We start from the raw sequence: 15,435 nt of genomic DNA, 5'->3' as shown, positions 1-15,435 counted from the left end.
TTTAAGGTTATCAGCAGGAGCTAAAGAGTAGCATAAAAAAACGCTGTACTGCGAGCACAGCGTTCTCTATATTGAGAGTATGAATGTAATTAAACTTCCATTAACTCTTTTTCTTTAGATGCAAGAGCTTCGTCGACTTTTTTTACAGCCGCATCAGTGATTTTTTGAATCTCATCTTGCGCTTTACGATCTTCATCTTCAGAAATTTCTTTATCTTTTAGAAGAGCTTTTAATTCACCATTTGCGTCACGACGAATGTTACGAATAGCAACGCGTCCACCCTCGGCTTCACCACGCACAATTTTCACCAAGTCTTTACGGCGTTCTTCCGTAAGAGGAGGAAGAGGAACTCGAATAATCGTTCCAGCTGACATTGGGTTAAGCCCTAAGTCTGACATCATAATCGCTTTTTCTACTTTCGGCGCTAGCTCTTTGTCAAATACCGTAATGGCCAGCGTACGTGCATCTTCCGCAACAACGTTAGCAACTTGGTTTAAGGGCGTAGGTGCACCATAGTATTCAACCGAAATACCAGACAACAGGCTAGGATGCGCTCGGCCAGTGCGTACTTTTGAAAGGTTATTTTTAAGCGCTTCTACGCTTTTTTCCATGCGCTCTTGAGCGTCTTGTTTGATTTGATTAATCACAATATCACCTTAAATGTGTCATTCTTTTTTAGAAGAAAGCCTAAACAGGATTCCTCAAAAGGCAATACCCTAGTGTAAAATTACCACCCTAGGGTTGAATGAGTTATTCAGCAGTACTAATCAGAGTACCTTCAGCTTCACCCATGACAACTCGACGGAGTGCACCAGGCTTGTTCATGTTGAACACGCGAATAGGCATTTTATGATCACGCGCTAACGTAAATGCTGCTAAATCCATCACTTTCAGCTCTTTATCAAGAACTTCCGAATATGCCAGCTTATCATACAGCTCTGCATCTGGATTGGCTACTGGGTCAGCGGTAAATACACCATCTACTTTGGTGGCTTTTAAAACCACATCAGCTTCAATTTCTATACCACGTAGACAGGCTGCTGAGTCAGTGGTAAAAAACGGGTTTCCTGTACCGGCAGAGAAGATAACCACTCTTCCTTGGCGTAATTCACGAATCGCATCTGCCCAATTGTAATCATCACACACACCTTTAAGAGGAATGGCAGACATAACACGTGCGTTAACATAAGCGCGATGCAAAGCATCTCTCATTGCAAGGCCATTCATTACTGTTGCTAACATCCCCATATGGTCACCAACCACTCGGTTCATACCTGCTTCAGCAAGACCTGCGCCTCGGAAAAGGTTGCCCCCTCCGATAACCACACCAACTTGAACCCCCAGTTCCACCAGTTCTTTCACTTCTTGAGCCATACGGTCAAGAACGGCAGGGTCTATACCAAAACCCTCATCACCTTGTAGAGCTTCACCACTCAGTTTTAACAGAATACGTTGATATGCTGGTTTAGGGTTTGTAGTCATGGAGTTTACCTTCCAAAGAGAGTTATTGATTAACAGTCATGAATAACCAAGAGAGTAATGATTCAGTTCCACAAATCAAGACCGGCTTAACTATTCATCACGATTAACCGTGCAAATGCTATTCATAAAAAGACCGTAGCCTAGGCTACGGTCTCAAATTAGCGCATCTCTCAGGATTAACCTTTTTGAGCTGCTGCAACTTCTTCGGCGAAGCTCATTTCTGCGCCTTTCTCAATGCCTTCACCGACTTCTAGGCGGACAAAGCTAACAACCGAAGCGCCACGCTCTTTAAGAATTTCACCAACAGATTTCTTTGGTTCCATTACAAAAGCTTGACCAGTCAGAGAGATCTCACCAGTAAACTTCTTCATGCGGCCAACAACCATCTTCTCAGCGATTTCAGCAGGTTTGCCTTCGTTGATAGCAATTTCCACTTGAACTGCTTTTTCTTTCTCAACAACGTCAGCAGGTACATCTTCAGGATTAACATACTCTGGACGAGACGCTGCTACGTGCATCGCAACATGCTTTAGTGTTTCTGCATCACCTTCACCAGCAACCACTACACCGATTTTTTCACCGTGACGGTAAGAAGCAATCGCAGCACCTTCAGCGTACTGAACGCGACGGATATTGATGTTTTCACCAATTTTAGCCACTAGAGCAACACGAGTGTCTTCGAACTTCTCTTGTAGCTCTTGTACATTTGCTTTAGTAGATAGTGCATAAGCAGCCACTTCTTCAGCAAATGCTGTGAAGTTCGCATCTTTGGCTACGAAATCAGTTTGGCAGTTAACTTCAAGAAGTACAGCAACGCCGTTGTCTTCTTTAATGATGATTGCGCCTTCAGCAGCGACATTACCTGCTTTTTTAGCCGCTTTTGCAGCGCCTGATTTACGCATGTTTTCAATTGCTAGTTCGATATCGCCGTCAGTTTCAACAAGCGCTTTCTTACATTCCATCATACCTGCGCCAGTACGCTCGCGCAGTTCTTTAACTAGAGCAGCAGTTACAGCCATTCTCTATTCCTCAGTTTAATCTGGATTTGGTAAAAAACAGGGGCCCATATCGTTAGCCCCTGGATAAATATCACCTAGCCCATGTAACAACGTCGTTCGACACAGGCTAAGTATGGCTCAAAGCCGCTATTATTCAGCTTCTACGAAACCGTCTTTTTCAGCAGCTGCAGCTACGTCTTTATTACGACCTTCAGTTACTGCAGAAGCAGCAGCATTTAGGTATAGCTGTACCGCACGGATAGCGTCATCGTTACCAGGAATGATGAAATCTACGCCGTCTGGGTTAGAGTTAGTATCAACTACAGCGTAAACTGGGATACCTAGATTGTTCGCTTCTTTAACTGCGATGTGCTCGTGATCGGCATCGATGACGAACAATGCATCAGGTAGACCACCCATGTCTTTGATACCACCAAGAGACTTCTCTAGCTTCTCCATTTCGCGAGTACGCATTAGAGCTTCTTTCTTAGTCAACTTGTCAAAAGTACCATCTTGAGACTGAGTTTCTAGATCTTTTAGACGCTTGATAGACTGACGAACCGTTTTGTAGTTTGTTAGCATACCACCAAGCCAGCGGTTGTTAACATAATACTGATTGCTTGCAATAGCCGCTTCTTTTACAGCTTCAGATGCCGCGCGCTTAGTACCTACAAATAGAACCTTACCTTTTTTCTCGCCGACTTTGCCTAGCTCAGCTAGCGCGTCGTTAAACATAGGTACAGTTTTTTCTAGGTTAATGATATGAACACGGTTACGAGCACCAAAGATGAATGGCTTCATTTTTGGGTTCCAGTAACGAGTCTGGTGACCGAAGTGAACACCAGCTTTTAGCATATCGCGCATTGATACAGTTGCCATTTTAAATTCCTCTGCGGGGTTAGGCCTCCACAATCCCCATAATTTCGACTGAACTTATGTCCAGCACCCCGAAATATGTGACGAATTGTGTGTGATTTAAAAATAAATGTTTATCGGAGGTCATCAGCTTCGCCAACATTAGGAGAGAGCAGACAACATTTCCGGCGCGCTTTATACCATATTTTGACCCATGTTGGCTAGTAAAAAGTCATTCACACCTTTTGATGAGCACTTGCTCATTTTAACTGACTTCCTCATTACATGAAGAATCATTCTCATTAGGCATGCTTCCTGATAGAATGTCTCTATTCGCACGAACATGTGCCACTGATTAAATTAGAGAAAACCGATGTCAATCAAGATAAAAACCTCTGCAGAAATTGAGCGTATGCGCATCGCTGGTGCATTGGCCGCCGAGATCCTTGAAATGATCGAACCTTATATCAAGGAAGGTGTAACAACCGACGAACTGAACCAGATTTGTCATGACTATGGAATTGAAAAAGGCGCTTATTCTGCACCTCTTGATTATCATGGTTTTCCCAAATCGATCTGCACATCAATTAACCATATTGTTTGCCATGGCATTCCCGCTTCTCAAGATGAAATTGGGACTAACGGCCAGCCAAAGCCCGCGATATTAAGAAATGGCGATATCATCAACGTTGATATCACAGTGATTGTTCCAGATGATGAAAATGCTGATCTTAGTGTCAGACCTCAGGGATATCATGGTGACACATCCAAAATGTTTCTCGTAGGCGATGTCTCTCCTGCCGACAAGCGCCTGTGTATGGTGACTAAAGAAGCATTGTATGTCGGAATGCGCCAAGTAAAACCTGGGGCGACGGTTGGGGATATAGGCACTGCTATCGAAAAATACATTAAAGATAATAATAAAAAGAACCCTAGAAATAAATTCTCCATCGTAAAAGACTTTTGTGGTCATGGGATTGGCAATGAATTCCATGAAGAGCCGCAAATTGTTCACTACAAAAACAATGACCGCCGAGTGTTACAAAAAGGTATGTGCTTTACTATCGAACCTATGATCAATGCTGGAAAATTCGGTGTGACCGTTGATGCTGAAGATGACTGGACTGTTTATACTGGAGATGGCAAAAAATCAGCTCAGTATGAACACACTATACTAGTCACAGATTCAGGTTGCGAAGTCCTCACTTTACGCAGTGACGATACCATTCCACGTATTATGACCAATGCCTAATACCAACACATAATATCCTCACTTTGTGAGGATATTTTTTTATCGACTACATTTTGGTAGATTGTCATCAACGGATATTTGCACGGACTTGCTACATGCCTTATCAGTCACCACTAACCTTTTCAGACGATCAAATATCGATTGCCGAATTAAAGTCTCAGCTAAAACAGTTTTCTGATCATCAAAAGGATGAATTTATAGGGCAGAATTCGATTACTGAATTGGTGCTTGGCCGCGCAAAATACATGGATATGCTCCTCCGTCGTCTATGGCAACATTTTAATTTTGTTAAAGAATCTAAAATATGTTTAGTCGCAGTTGGCGGCTACGGTAGAGGTGAGCTGCATCCACTATCGGATATCGACATATTACTCGTTTCCGATCAACCCCTCCCTGACGATCTAAGCGCAAAAATCAGTCACTTTATTACCTTTTTATGGGATCTTAAACTGGAAATCGGCCATGCGGTAAGAACCATTACCGAGTGCGCGATAATTGGTCGAGAGGACTTAACCGTCGCCACTAACCTACAAGAATCGCGGTTGCTATGCGGATGTGAGGCGATCTTCACAAAGCTACAAACAGAAATCCATTCTTCATCCTTTTGGCCCAGTGAAACTTTTTACAAAGCGAAGGTTCAAGAGCAGCGAGATCGTCATGCTCGATACCATGATACTACCTACAATTTGGAACCCGATATTAAATCCACACCGGGAGGCCTACGAGATATTCATACTTTAGGCTGGATCGCAAGGCGACATTTCGGTGCAACTTCACTGCTCGAAATGAGTCAATATGGTTTTTTAACCGATGCAGAATATCGCGAGCTTTTAGAATGCCAAGACTTTCTTTGGCGGGTACGTTTTGCGCTCCACATACAGCTAAAGAGATACGACAACCGCTTAACGTTTGCTCACCAAGTACAGGTTGCAGAGTGCCTTGGTTTTGTAGGAGAAGGTAATCGCGGTGTCGAGATGATGATGAAAGAGTTCTATCGCACACTTAGACGTGTCGCTGAACTCAATAAAATGTTACTCAAGTTGTTTGACCAAGCCATTTTGAACAATGGTGTCGAAAGTGCACCACAAATCCTGAGTAAAGACTTCCAAAGACGAGGCCCATTAATAGAGGCGCGAAAGCCGGTATTATTTCAATCTCGACCTGAAACGATTCTTGATATGTTTTTGCACATTGCCAACGATTCAACGATCGAAAGCGTGGCCCCATCAACGCTTCGGCAGCTAAAAACAGCTCGTCGCCGACTGAATAAATTTCTTCATACTATTCCCTCTGCGAGAGAAAAATTTATTGAGCTTTGTCGCCATCCAAACTCACTGACACGAGCGTTCATTCTTATGCACAAACTTGGGGTACTCGCGGCATACTTACCCCAATGGAGTCAAATCGTTGGCCAAATGCAGTTTGATTTGTTCCATGTTTACACTGTTGATGAACATAGTATTCGCCTACTAAAACACATCCACTCTTTTAATCAACCAGAGAACCATCAAAAGCACCCTATTTGCTGCGAAGTTTTTCCGCGGATACAAAAGAAAGAGCTCCTGATCATCGCCGCTATTTTTCATGATATAGCGAAAGGTCGAGGAGGTGACCATTCAGAGATTGGAGCGGACGAAGCTTACGAATTTTGCATCGAACACGGTCTTTCAAAGCCAGAGGCCAAATTGGTTTCTTGGCTGGTGCGATACCATTTACTCATGTCCGTCACCGCGCAAAGACGCGATATCTATGATCCCGATGTGATCAGTGAGTTTGCCAAACAAGTGAGGGATGAAGAATATTTGGAGTACCTGGTGTGTTTAACCGTCGCTGATATTTGTGCCACGAATCCGGATCTATGGAATAGCTGGAAGCGGACCTTACTGGCAGAGTTATTTTACTCAACCCAAAGAGCGCTACGCCGAGGATTAGAAAACCCTGTCGATGTGAGAGATCGCATTCGTCATAATCAACAACTTGCTTCCGCACTTTTACGTAAAGAAGGCTTCTATTCCAGAGATATAGAGGTTTTGTGGCAACGATTCAAAGCCGATTACTTTTTACGTCATTCACATAACCAAATTGCGTGGCACTGTACCCATCTTCTTCGCCATGACGATCACACCCAGCCTCTAATACTCATTTCCAAAAAAGCAACTCGTGGTGGAACTGAGGTGTTTGTTTACAGTCGCGATCAACACGCACTCTTTGCAACGGTTGTAGCTGAATTGGACCGCAGAAATTTAAATGTCCATGATGCTCAGGTCATGACCAGTAAAGATGGGTATGTGCTTGATACTTTTATGGTGTTAGATCAACATGGCCATGCAATAGATGATAACCGTCACAACGCTGTCGTTAAACATTTGCTGCATGTGCTCAAAGACGGACGGCCCACCAAAATAAAAACTCGTCGCCCTCATCGAAACCTGCAGCATTTCAAAGTAAAAACTCGCATTGAATTTTTGCCAACCAAAGGCAAAAAACGCACCCTTCTTGAGTTTGTAGCACTTGATACCCCAGGGTTGTTAGCCATTGTTGGCGCAACGTTTGCCGATTTAAATCTACACCTCCATGCAGCAAAAATAACCACAATAGGTGAACGTGCCGAAGATTTGTTCATTATCACCAATGCCGATGGCGTTAAGCTTACCGAAGAAGAAGAATTGCAACTGAGCGAAAAATTGGCAGAGAATATCACCAAGCTAGCACCATAAGCGATCTTGCCCACAAGTTACAAAGGAGAGAGGGAGAACAACTGTCTCAAGCCAGATTACACTGCTACATTATTTGGTGTTAGAAGGTTATGCTCCCATACTGAACATAGTTATAAGGTCGTTAACTTTACCATAAGAGGTCGCCTATGTTTCAACACCTCACCGCTCTAGGAATTCAGCAGCCTAAGCAAATCGAACGCTATTCCCTCAGACAAGAGGCTCATAAAGACGTATTAAAGATTTACTTTCGCAAGCAAAAAGGAGAGCTGTTCGCCAAAAGTGTTAAGTTCAAGTACCCGCGACAGGTAAAAAAAGTCAAAACTGATGGGGGGAGCAATAAATACAGAGAAGTGACGGAAATAAATCGCAACCTCACGCTAATTATTGATGAGTTGAACACAATCACCAAAACCAAAAAGCTGGAAAAACTCAGCCCTAAAGAAAAAATTCTTTCTGACTTACGTCACCTTGAGAAAGTGGTATCAAGTAAGATTGCTGAAATTGAAGCAGATCTCGAAAAACTTAAATAAAGACAAACAGGGGAGCTGGCCCCCCTGTTCATCAATTGCTTATCTTAATCAAAATCACATCCAACCCGCTAACTTCCCAACCAGATAGAGTGAGACAAGGGCCATCAATCCAGCGACGATGTCATCGAGCATAATCCCAAAACCACCATCAACATGCTTATCCAACCAGCTGATAGGCCAAGGTTTGACCATATCAAAAAAACGAAACAGCACAAATCCAGCGAACAACCATCTCCAATCCGTTACCGAAAGGTGAAATAGCGGGACAACAAGCATGGTTATCCATAATCCCACAAACTCATCCCATACAATGGCACCATGATCGTGCACGCCCATATCGTCAGAGGTAATTTGGCATATTTTTATACCAATCAACGCCGATACAATCACCGCCACAATATAAACAGGTAAAGATAAGTGTGCGAGCAATAGATAGAAAGGTACGGCTGCTAAAGTCCCAACCGTGCCGGGCATAAAAGGAGATAAGCCACTGCCAAACCCAGTCGCCAAAAGGTGCCAAGGGTTTTTTAAAGAAATCAATAATAACGGGTTTGTCATACTACTCAAATTAATCTTGTTGAAAGTGATCGAAGCCCTGTACAGGCCAGTCTACAACTTTACCTTTGTTTGACAGTTCAAAATGCCCATTGGGGCGTATTTGACCAATGCAGCTCACCTTGCAGCCACAGTGTGCTAATGCACTATCAATGGATTCTTTATGCTGTTTAGGCACAGTAAAACACAATTCATATTCTTCCCCACTAACGAGTGCATATTGCTGCGCTTTATCCACACCACCTAAAAATTGAATAAGTTGGCTAGAAATAGGTAAATCACTCAATTCAAGGTGAGCGCCTACATCAGAGCGTTTAAGAATGTGTTTTAAGTCAGCAACAAGCCCATCTGATATATCAATTGCTGAACTTGCGAGGCCAAGTAGTGCCTGACCAACCAAAACACGTGGCGTGGCCAAATAGTGCGCTATCTCAAGATCTTCAGCAAACGGTTTATCGCGTAAATCAGTATTTAGAATCACATCCAATCCAGCCCTACTGTCTCCGAGATCTCCCGTCACGTATATCCAATCACCCACTTGAGCTCCATCTCTTCGCAGGGCTTTATCGTGAGCGACAAATCCCTGAACAGTAAGTGTTAGGCTTAGTGGCCCTTTCGTGGTATCACCACCAATTAGCTGGATATTAAAGTAATCAGCAAGCTTAAAAAAGGAATCACAGAAAGGGGCTAACCAAGATTCATCAAGCTCTGGGAGTGTTAAAGCCAATGAAACCCACGCTGGCGTAGCTCCCATTGCCGCCAAATCACTGATGTTCGCTGCCAATGCTTTATGTGCTACCCAAGCAGGATTAGCATGCTTTAGAAAATGTGTCCCCGCTACCAACGTATCAGTACTGATAGCTAAAGACATACCCTCAGGCACTTTAACCAAAGCACAGTCGTCCCCAGCAGCAAGCATCACGTCTTTACGCGAAGGCTGGCGACCGACAAAATATTTTTCAATAAGATTAAATTCACCAAACATAATATTCAATGTAACGTGTGATATAAAAAAGGTCAGCATTTGCTGACCTTTTTTAGCTAATTAGGCTATTTTTTGCGAACATGTGGCGCGGCTTTGTCTAGAACACCATTGACGAACTTATGGCTATCCTCTGCTGCAAACACTTTTGCTAATTCAATGGCCTCATTGATCACCACTTTGTATGGTACATCTTCACGACGGGTCATTTCATACATAGCAAGACGAAGTAAAGCCAATTCCATCATATCCAAGTCCTGCATCGGACGAGCAGTATAAGGACGAATTTTGCTATCCAGTTCTGTGTGACTTAACACAACCCCTGTTAGAAGGTCACGAAAATATGCGACATCAGTATCTGGTGCAATCAACGCAGGCTCTGCGGCATGATGTTCTTCTTCATCATACTTACCACCAGATAAAAACTGCTCTTCAATAGTGGCAACATTTTCTTTAGTAATTTGCCATGAGTATATCGCTTGTAGAGCGAATCGACGTGCATTACGACGTGCGGCTGGTTTCACACGGGCCCCCATTAGGAATCGATTTCAGATAAAACGTTAATCATTTCAAGTGCGCTTAGTGCCGCCTCTGCACCTTTATTACCAGCCTTGGTTCCTGCGCGCTCAATAGCTTGGTCAATAGTATCCACCGTCAATACACCAAATGCCACCGGAAGACTGTATTCCAACGATACCTGAGCCAAGCCTTTATTACACTCGCTGCAAACATAGTCAAAATGAGGCGTACCACCACGAATCACTGTACCGAGTGAAACAATAGCATCAAACTTACCCGTTTTAGCGACACGTTGGGCAACTAAAGGAAGCTCAACAGCACCAGGACACCGAACAACCGTGATATTATCATCACTAACTTGACCATGACGCTTTAAAGTATCGATTGCACCAGACAATAGACTTTCGTTAATAAAACTGTTGAAACGAGAAATAACGATAGCAATTTTTGCATTCGGCGCTGGGAAGCCACCCTCGATCACTTTCATAAGCTTTCCTTTAACTATGTTCATCACGTGAGAATCGCCGGATTCTAGCACAAACCTGTGATCAATATCTAATAGAAATTTGCCATTACTCAATGAGAAAGGCCGTCACAATAATGCACTTAAATAGCGATTCTCTGTGCAGTAAGAGATACAACCCAACCACTATTCACAAACATATTCAACCACATTTAAGCCAAATCCACCCAATGCGTGATATTTCTTATTGGTTGACGAAAGCAAGCGCATATCATGAATACCAATATCAGCCAAGATCTGCGATCCGACGCCAACACGTCGAGATGTTCCTTGTTTCTTAGCCAGTGTAGGCGCTTGTCCTTTGTCCTGAGCTTCAAACATCTTCACTCGATGAATCAGGAGATCACTTGACTCTTCATTACCAAGAATCACCAAGACCCCTCCCTCTTCACCAATACGCTTCATCGCTTTGTCCAAAGTCCAGCTGCGCTCTGCACTTCTATCACTGCGCAATAAATCGGTAAACGTATCTTGCAAATGGACTCGAACTAAAGGAGCTTGAGTAGAAATATCACCTTTGCACAACGCGTAATGAATTTGGTTATCGATCGTATCTTTGTAGGTAAGAAGGTCAAACTCACCATACTCAGTAGGTAATTTACACTGAGCTACTCGTTCTATCGTCGTCTCAGTATTATTTCTGTGCTCGATAAGATCGGCAATTGTACCCAGTTTAATGCCATGCTTTTCGGCAAAGACTTCTAAATCAGGACGACGAGCCATAGTGCCATCTTGATTAAGGATCTCGACAATCACCCCAGCAGGCTCAAGTCCTGCGAGTCTTGCAAGATCGCACCCAGCTTCGGTATGCCCAGCGCGAGTCAACACGCCACCTTCTTGTGCCGCAAGGGGAAATATGTGCCCTGGCTGAACCAAATCAGAGGCTTTAGCGTCAGCCGCAACTGCCGTTTGGACAGTTCTTGCTCGGTCCGCGGCAGAAATGCCGGTTGTTACCCCTTCAGCAGCTTCAATAGAAACGGTAAAATTGGTGGTGTACTGAGCATTATTGTCTTGAACCATTGGGGGAAGACCTAAGCGCTCACAACGTTCTTTGGTCATGGTTAAACAGATAAGACCTCGGCCATGAGTCGCCATAAAATTAATGGCTTCGGGAGTGATATGCTCTGCCGCCATAATAAGATCGCCTTCATTTTCGCGATCTTCATCATCCATCAAAATCACCATTTTGCCTAGACGAATGTCTTCTATGATTTCTTGCGGCGTACTAATTGGCATTGCTTAATTCCTGTAATTTGGCCAGTGAACAATATTATCTCTATTTAGAATACTGGGTATAGTGCAAAATATTAGGGACAATCATCCCCAATTATGCAAAACCATTCTGTTGGAGAAATTCCATGGTTAAACGTGATTCGGGTTGTGAAGACTGCTGGTTTAGGAGGCGTTCCATATAACGCGCCAATACGTCAACCTCGAGATTGACTTTACGCCCAACATGAAAATCACTTATCGTTGTCTCTTCACCAGTATGGGGGACTATGGTTAGCTTGAACGCATTTTTACGCAGCCCATTCACCGTTAAACTGATCCCATCAAGAGTAATCGAGCCTTTTTCTGCCACGTACTTTGATAATTCGCCAGGCATAGAAACCCAAAATTCAATCGCCCGCCCTACTTGATTGCGCTCAACAATTTCTCCCACTCCGTCCACATGCCCTGAGACAATGTGACCACCGAATCGAGTCGTCGGCAGCATGGCTTTTTCCAAATTGACCTTAGCCCCTACTTGATAGCCAGTAAAACTTGTTTTGTTCAGCGTTTCTAAAGATAAGTCAGCGCTATAACTGGTCGAGTTGAAATCAACAACAGTCAAGCAGACTCCATTGGTCGCGATACTATCACCGAGTTTAACATCCGACATATCGAGTTTGCCGACCTCAACGGTCACGCTAATATCTTCCCCCCTAGGGGTAATGGAAGTGAGAGTGCCGACAGCTTCTATAATTCCTGTAAACATAACGACTATTCTTTATTTTTAACTTGAGCAGTAATGCGAATGTCTGGGCCGACCTGCCTAACTTCTTTAATATCCAACTCGATGGTTTCCTCCATCGAGCTCAAGCCAAGCGCACCGAATAACCCACGACCATCACTACCCATGATTTTAGGAGATAAATATAACACTAACTCATCCACTAAGCCTTGTTGAATGAGACTACGCGCCAGAGTCGACCCCGCTTCTACCCATAGATGGTTAATGCCAAAATTTGACGCCAAATCAGCAAAAGTCGCTTTCAAATCAACTTGACCTGAAGGCGTTAGATGCGGATTGAGATCACCTTGTTCAGAAACAATAATTCGAGCACCTGTGGTTGAGAAGAGTTTTAGGTCAGGCGTCAGTTCATTCTGCCTATCTAAAATCACTCGTTTGGGCTGACGAACTTCTTTCTCGGGGAGCTGATGCCTGACACTATCTGGTAACTCAGACCAACGTACATTAAGAGAAGCATTATCCTCGATAACCGTTTTGCTGGTAGAGAGAACAGCATCGGACTGAGCTCGATATCTCTGCACATCACTGCGTGCTTGCATCGAAGTAATCCACTGGCTGTGCCCATTCGATAGGGCGGTTTGGCCATCGAGACTGGCGGCAATTTTCAGTTGCACAAACGGAAGCCCTGTCGTCATTCGTTTCACAAAAGCGGGACTCAATGCCTTGGCATCATCTTTAAGTAGTCCCACTTGCACTTCAATGCCTGCGTCTCGAAGCATTTTAATGCCTTCGACTTTAGGGTTAGGGTCTTCCATTGCACAAATTACTTTGGCGACGTTAGCCTGGATCAAAGCAGATGCACACGGCGGCGTTCTACCATAATGAGAACATGGCTCAAGCGTAACATAAACCGTTGTTCCAGCAGCCTTATCTCCGGCCATCATCAGTGCATTAATTTCAGCATGTGGCTCACCAGCACGGTAGTGAAAGCCCTCTCCCACGATGAGTTCATCACGGACAATGACACACCCAACATTGGGATTTGGTGGGGTGGTATAGATGCCACTTTTGGCCAAAGTAATGGCACGCGACATCATTTTATAATCTAGAGAAGAAAATTCAGACATTGTACTGCTAACCGTTAATCTTCGAGGCGTGCTATTTCTTCACCGAACTCTCGAATATCTTCGAAACTTCGATAAACGGAAGCAAAACGAATATAAGCAACCTTATCGAGTTCTTTAAGTTGATCCATCACCAAGTTACCAATCATCTCACTCGACACTTCTCGCTCACCTGTCGCTCGAAGTTGTGACTTAATCATACTAATAGATAACTCCACTGCATCAGCACTTACGGGACGTTTCTCCAACGCACGTTGAAGCCCACCAATCATTTTATCTTCATCGAAGGGTTCACGGTTTCCATTTGATTTAATTACTCGAGGCATTACCAACTCAGCGGTTTCAAAAGTGGTAAAGCGCTCATTACAGGCTAAACACTGCCTGCGACGACGAACTTGATGACCATCAGCCACCAAACGAGAATCGATCACTTTGGTGTCATTCTCTGTGCAAAAAGGACAATGCATATCACCTCCATAATATACTGAAATACCCTTTCATTGACGACCAAATTCCATCAATAAAGCTACTTTAATATATCGTTACTAGTGTAACGGATTTGCTAAAGCGAAGAAAAGCAAAAGGGACTATCTCGCCCCTTTTTTATCCTAAAGATAATCAAAATGTTAAATGGTATTGTACTTAGTAAAATACTCTTAAAACCTTGCTTGTTATTTATACAAGGTTTAATCCCGGACTAAGTAGTTAGCTTTACCAACCCATTTATAACTGGTCAATTCTTCAAGTCCCATCGGACCTCTAGCATGCAGTTTTTGTGTTGATACTGCAACTTCTGCCCCTAAGCCAAATTGAGCACCATCTGTAAATCGAGTCGATGCATTAACATAAACAGCAGCCGAATCCACTGAGTTTATAAAACGTTCTGCATGGTCTAGACTGTTGGTCATAATAGCATCTGAATGACTGGCATTGTGCACTCGCATATGCTCAATCGCCTCTGTGATATCCGCGACAACTTTTACCCCCAAAGTGTAACTTAACCATTCAGTATCGAAGTCACCTTCAAGGCTTGCGCGTAGTTTTTCAGCCCCATCTAACCATGCCTTAGCTTTTGGCTCAGCAACAAACGTTACTTTGCCCTGCATCCGAGCTTTTAAATTGGCTAAAAACTCTGACGCCACATTCTGGTGAACCAATAAGGTATCTAATGCATTACACGCCGATGGACGCTGAATTTTGGCATTTTCAACCACGTTAAGTGACTTTTCCAAATCCGCACTTTCATCGACAAATATATGACTAATGCCAAAGCCTCCAATAATAACCGGAATGGAACTGTTTTCTTTGCACATTTTGTGAAGACCAGCTCCGCCTCGTGGAATAATCATATCAACGTATTGATCAAGTTTTAACAGTGCCGACACTAATTCTCGATCTGGTTTCTCGATATATTGAACAGAAGCTGCCGGTAGTTGTGCTTGCTCCAAAGCCGATTGAATCACTTTGACCAATTCCATGTTGGAGAAAAATGTCTCTTTTCCTCCTCTAAGAATACTGGCATTACCCGTTTTTAAACACAAAGAAGCAATATCAATGGTCACGTTAGGACGAGCTTCATAAATCACACCAACTACGCCAAGAGGTACTCGGCGACGGGCCAAAGACATACCATTTTCTAATATTTTGCTGTCAAATTCACTACCTACTGGGTCAGCGAGCTTGATCACGTTACGGACATCATTGGCGATGGCAGTTAGGCGATCTTTATCCAGCAGAAGCCGATCGAGCAGTGTATCACTCATACCCGTCTCTCTACCAAGCTGAATATCTTTGGCATTGGCAGTAAGAATTGTTTCACAATTCGCTTCAAGTTCATTGGCGATAATAGCTAACGCGCGATTTTTCTGCGCTGTCGATGCGTTGGCGAGTTGAAATGCTGCTTGCTTAGCTGCCTTACCTATAGAAATCAGTTCCACGTTTGTT

16 protein-coding genes are annotated in these 15,435 nt (G+C 43.6%); 3 read left to right on the top strand and 13 right to left on the bottom strand.

The window, feature by feature from the left end; translation table 11 throughout:
• Positions 1 to 89: 89 nt before the first annotated feature.
• The 4 genes from frr to rpsB all read right to left on the bottom strand — a co-directional run bounded on the left by frr (position 90) and on the right by rpsB (position 3,359).
• Positions 90 to 647, bottom strand: a complete 558-nt coding sequence (frr, locus tag QQK21_RS05335) for a ribosome recycling factor (RefSeq protein ID WP_284191157.1) — start codon at positions 645 to 647, stop codon at positions 90 to 92.
• A gap of 103 nt (positions 648 to 750) precedes the next feature.
• The gene (gene pyrH / locus QQK21_RS05330; protein WP_284191156.1) at positions 751 to 1,482 is read right to left on the bottom strand and encodes a UMP kinase; all 732 of its coding nucleotides are present in this window, start codon (positions 1,480 to 1,482) and stop codon (positions 751 to 753) included.
• 176 nt (positions 1,483 to 1,658) lie between these two features.
• Entirely contained in the window at positions 1,659 to 2,501 is an 843-nt protein-coding gene (gene tsf, locus QQK21_RS05325; protein WP_284191155.1) for a translation elongation factor Ts, read from the bottom strand.
• A 129-nt stretch (positions 2,502 to 2,630) separates the two neighbouring features.
• Positions 2,631 to 3,359 carry a 30S ribosomal protein S2 gene (gene rpsB / locus QQK21_RS05320; protein ID WP_284191154.1) on the bottom strand — a complete coding sequence of 243 codons (729 nt, stop codon included), beginning with the start codon at positions 3,357 to 3,359 and terminating at the stop codon, positions 2,631 to 2,633.
• Positions 3,360 to 3,708: 349 nt separating this feature from the next.
• On the opposite strand from rpsB, the gene map reads away from it, so the two are divergent.
• The 3 genes from map to QQK21_RS05305 all read left to right on the top strand — a co-directional run bounded on the left by map (position 3,709) and on the right by QQK21_RS05305 (position 7,834).
• Positions 3,709 to 4,587 carry a type I methionyl aminopeptidase gene (gene map / locus QQK21_RS05315; protein ID WP_284191153.1) on the top strand — a complete coding sequence of 293 codons (879 nt, stop codon included), beginning with the start codon at positions 3,709 to 3,711 and terminating at the stop codon, positions 4,585 to 4,587.
• A gap of 95 nt (positions 4,588 to 4,682) precedes the next feature.
• The gene (gene glnD / locus QQK21_RS05310; RefSeq protein ID WP_284191152.1) at positions 4,683 to 7,304 is read left to right on the top strand and encodes a bifunctional uridylyltransferase/uridylyl-removing protein GlnD; all 2,622 of its coding nucleotides are present in this window, start codon (positions 4,683 to 4,685) and stop codon (positions 7,302 to 7,304) included.
• A 146-nt stretch (positions 7,305 to 7,450) separates the two neighbouring features.
• On the top strand, positions 7,451 to 7,834 hold the full coding sequence (locus QQK21_RS05305) for a DUF3461 family protein (protein ID WP_284191151.1): 384 nt from the start codon (positions 7,451 to 7,453) through the stop codon (positions 7,832 to 7,834).
• Between the two features lie 54 nt (positions 7,835 to 7,888).
• Here QQK21_RS05305 and pgpA read toward each other — a convergent pair whose 3' ends face one another.
• The 9 genes from pgpA to QQK21_RS05260 all read right to left on the bottom strand — a co-directional run bounded on the left by pgpA (position 7,889) and on the right by QQK21_RS05260 (position 15,428).
• On the bottom strand, positions 7,889 to 8,392 hold the full coding sequence (gene pgpA / locus QQK21_RS05300) for a phosphatidylglycerophosphatase A (protein ID WP_284191150.1): 504 nt from the start codon (positions 8,390 to 8,392) through the stop codon (positions 7,889 to 7,891).
• A gap of 10 nt (positions 8,393 to 8,402) precedes the next feature.
• Positions 8,403 to 9,374: a thiamine-phosphate kinase gene (thiL, locus tag QQK21_RS05295; protein WP_284191355.1), complete on the bottom strand. Its 972-nt coding sequence runs from the start codon at positions 9,372 to 9,374 to the stop codon at positions 8,403 to 8,405.
• 65 nt (positions 9,375 to 9,439) lie between these two features.
• Positions 9,440 to 9,907 (bottom strand): transcription antitermination factor NusB, encoded by a 468-nt coding sequence (gene nusB / locus QQK21_RS05290; protein WP_284191149.1) that lies wholly within the window; start codon positions 9,905 to 9,907, stop codon positions 9,440 to 9,442.
• Complete coding sequence (gene ribH / locus QQK21_RS05285; RefSeq protein ID WP_284191148.1) at positions 9,907 to 10,377, bottom strand: 6,7-dimethyl-8-ribityllumazine synthase; 471 nt, start codon at positions 10,375 to 10,377, stop codon at positions 9,907 to 9,909. The genes nusB and ribH overlap by 1 nt, the downstream gene beginning before the upstream one ends.
• A 162-nt stretch (positions 10,378 to 10,539) precedes the next feature.
• Positions 10,540 to 11,649 carry a bifunctional 3,4-dihydroxy-2-butanone-4-phosphate synthase/GTP cyclohydrolase II gene (gene ribBA / locus QQK21_RS05280; protein ID WP_284191147.1) on the bottom strand — a complete coding sequence of 370 codons (1,110 nt, stop codon included), beginning with the start codon at positions 11,647 to 11,649 and terminating at the stop codon, positions 10,540 to 10,542.
• A gap of 91 nt (positions 11,650 to 11,740) precedes the next feature.
• The gene (locus tag QQK21_RS05275) at positions 11,741 to 12,391 is read right to left on the bottom strand and encodes a riboflavin synthase (RefSeq protein WP_284191146.1); all 651 of its coding nucleotides are present in this window, start codon (positions 12,389 to 12,391) and stop codon (positions 11,741 to 11,743) included.
• 5 nt (positions 12,392 to 12,396) lie between these two features.
• A complete protein-coding gene (gene ribD / locus QQK21_RS05270) occupies positions 12,397 to 13,494 on the bottom strand; it encodes a bifunctional diaminohydroxyphosphoribosylaminopyrimidine deaminase/5-amino-6-(5-phosphoribosylamino)uracil reductase RibD (RefSeq protein ID WP_284191145.1) in 1,098 nt (365 codons plus the stop codon).
• Positions 13,495 to 13,508: 14 nt separating this feature from the next.
• Positions 13,509 to 13,958, bottom strand: a complete 450-nt coding sequence (gene nrdR, locus QQK21_RS05265) for a transcriptional regulator NrdR (RefSeq protein ID WP_284191144.1) — start codon at positions 13,956 to 13,958, stop codon at positions 13,509 to 13,511.
• 219 nt (positions 13,959 to 14,177) lie between these two features.
• A complete protein-coding gene (locus QQK21_RS05260; protein WP_284191143.1) occupies positions 14,178 to 15,428 on the bottom strand; it encodes a glutamate-5-semialdehyde dehydrogenase in 1,251 nt (416 codons plus the stop codon).
• Between the last annotated feature and the right edge of the window lie 7 nt (positions 15,429 to 15,435).

Origin of the sequence: Vibrio zhanjiangensis (genome assembly GCF_030161235.1) — a bacterium.
In the GTDB taxonomy this organism is placed as follows: Bacteria; Pseudomonadota; Gammaproteobacteria; order Enterobacterales; family Vibrionaceae; genus Vibrio; species Vibrio zhanjiangensis.
The sequence above is the reverse complement of the archived record's forward strand: the minus strand, read 5'-3'. Positions and strand labels throughout refer to the sequence as shown.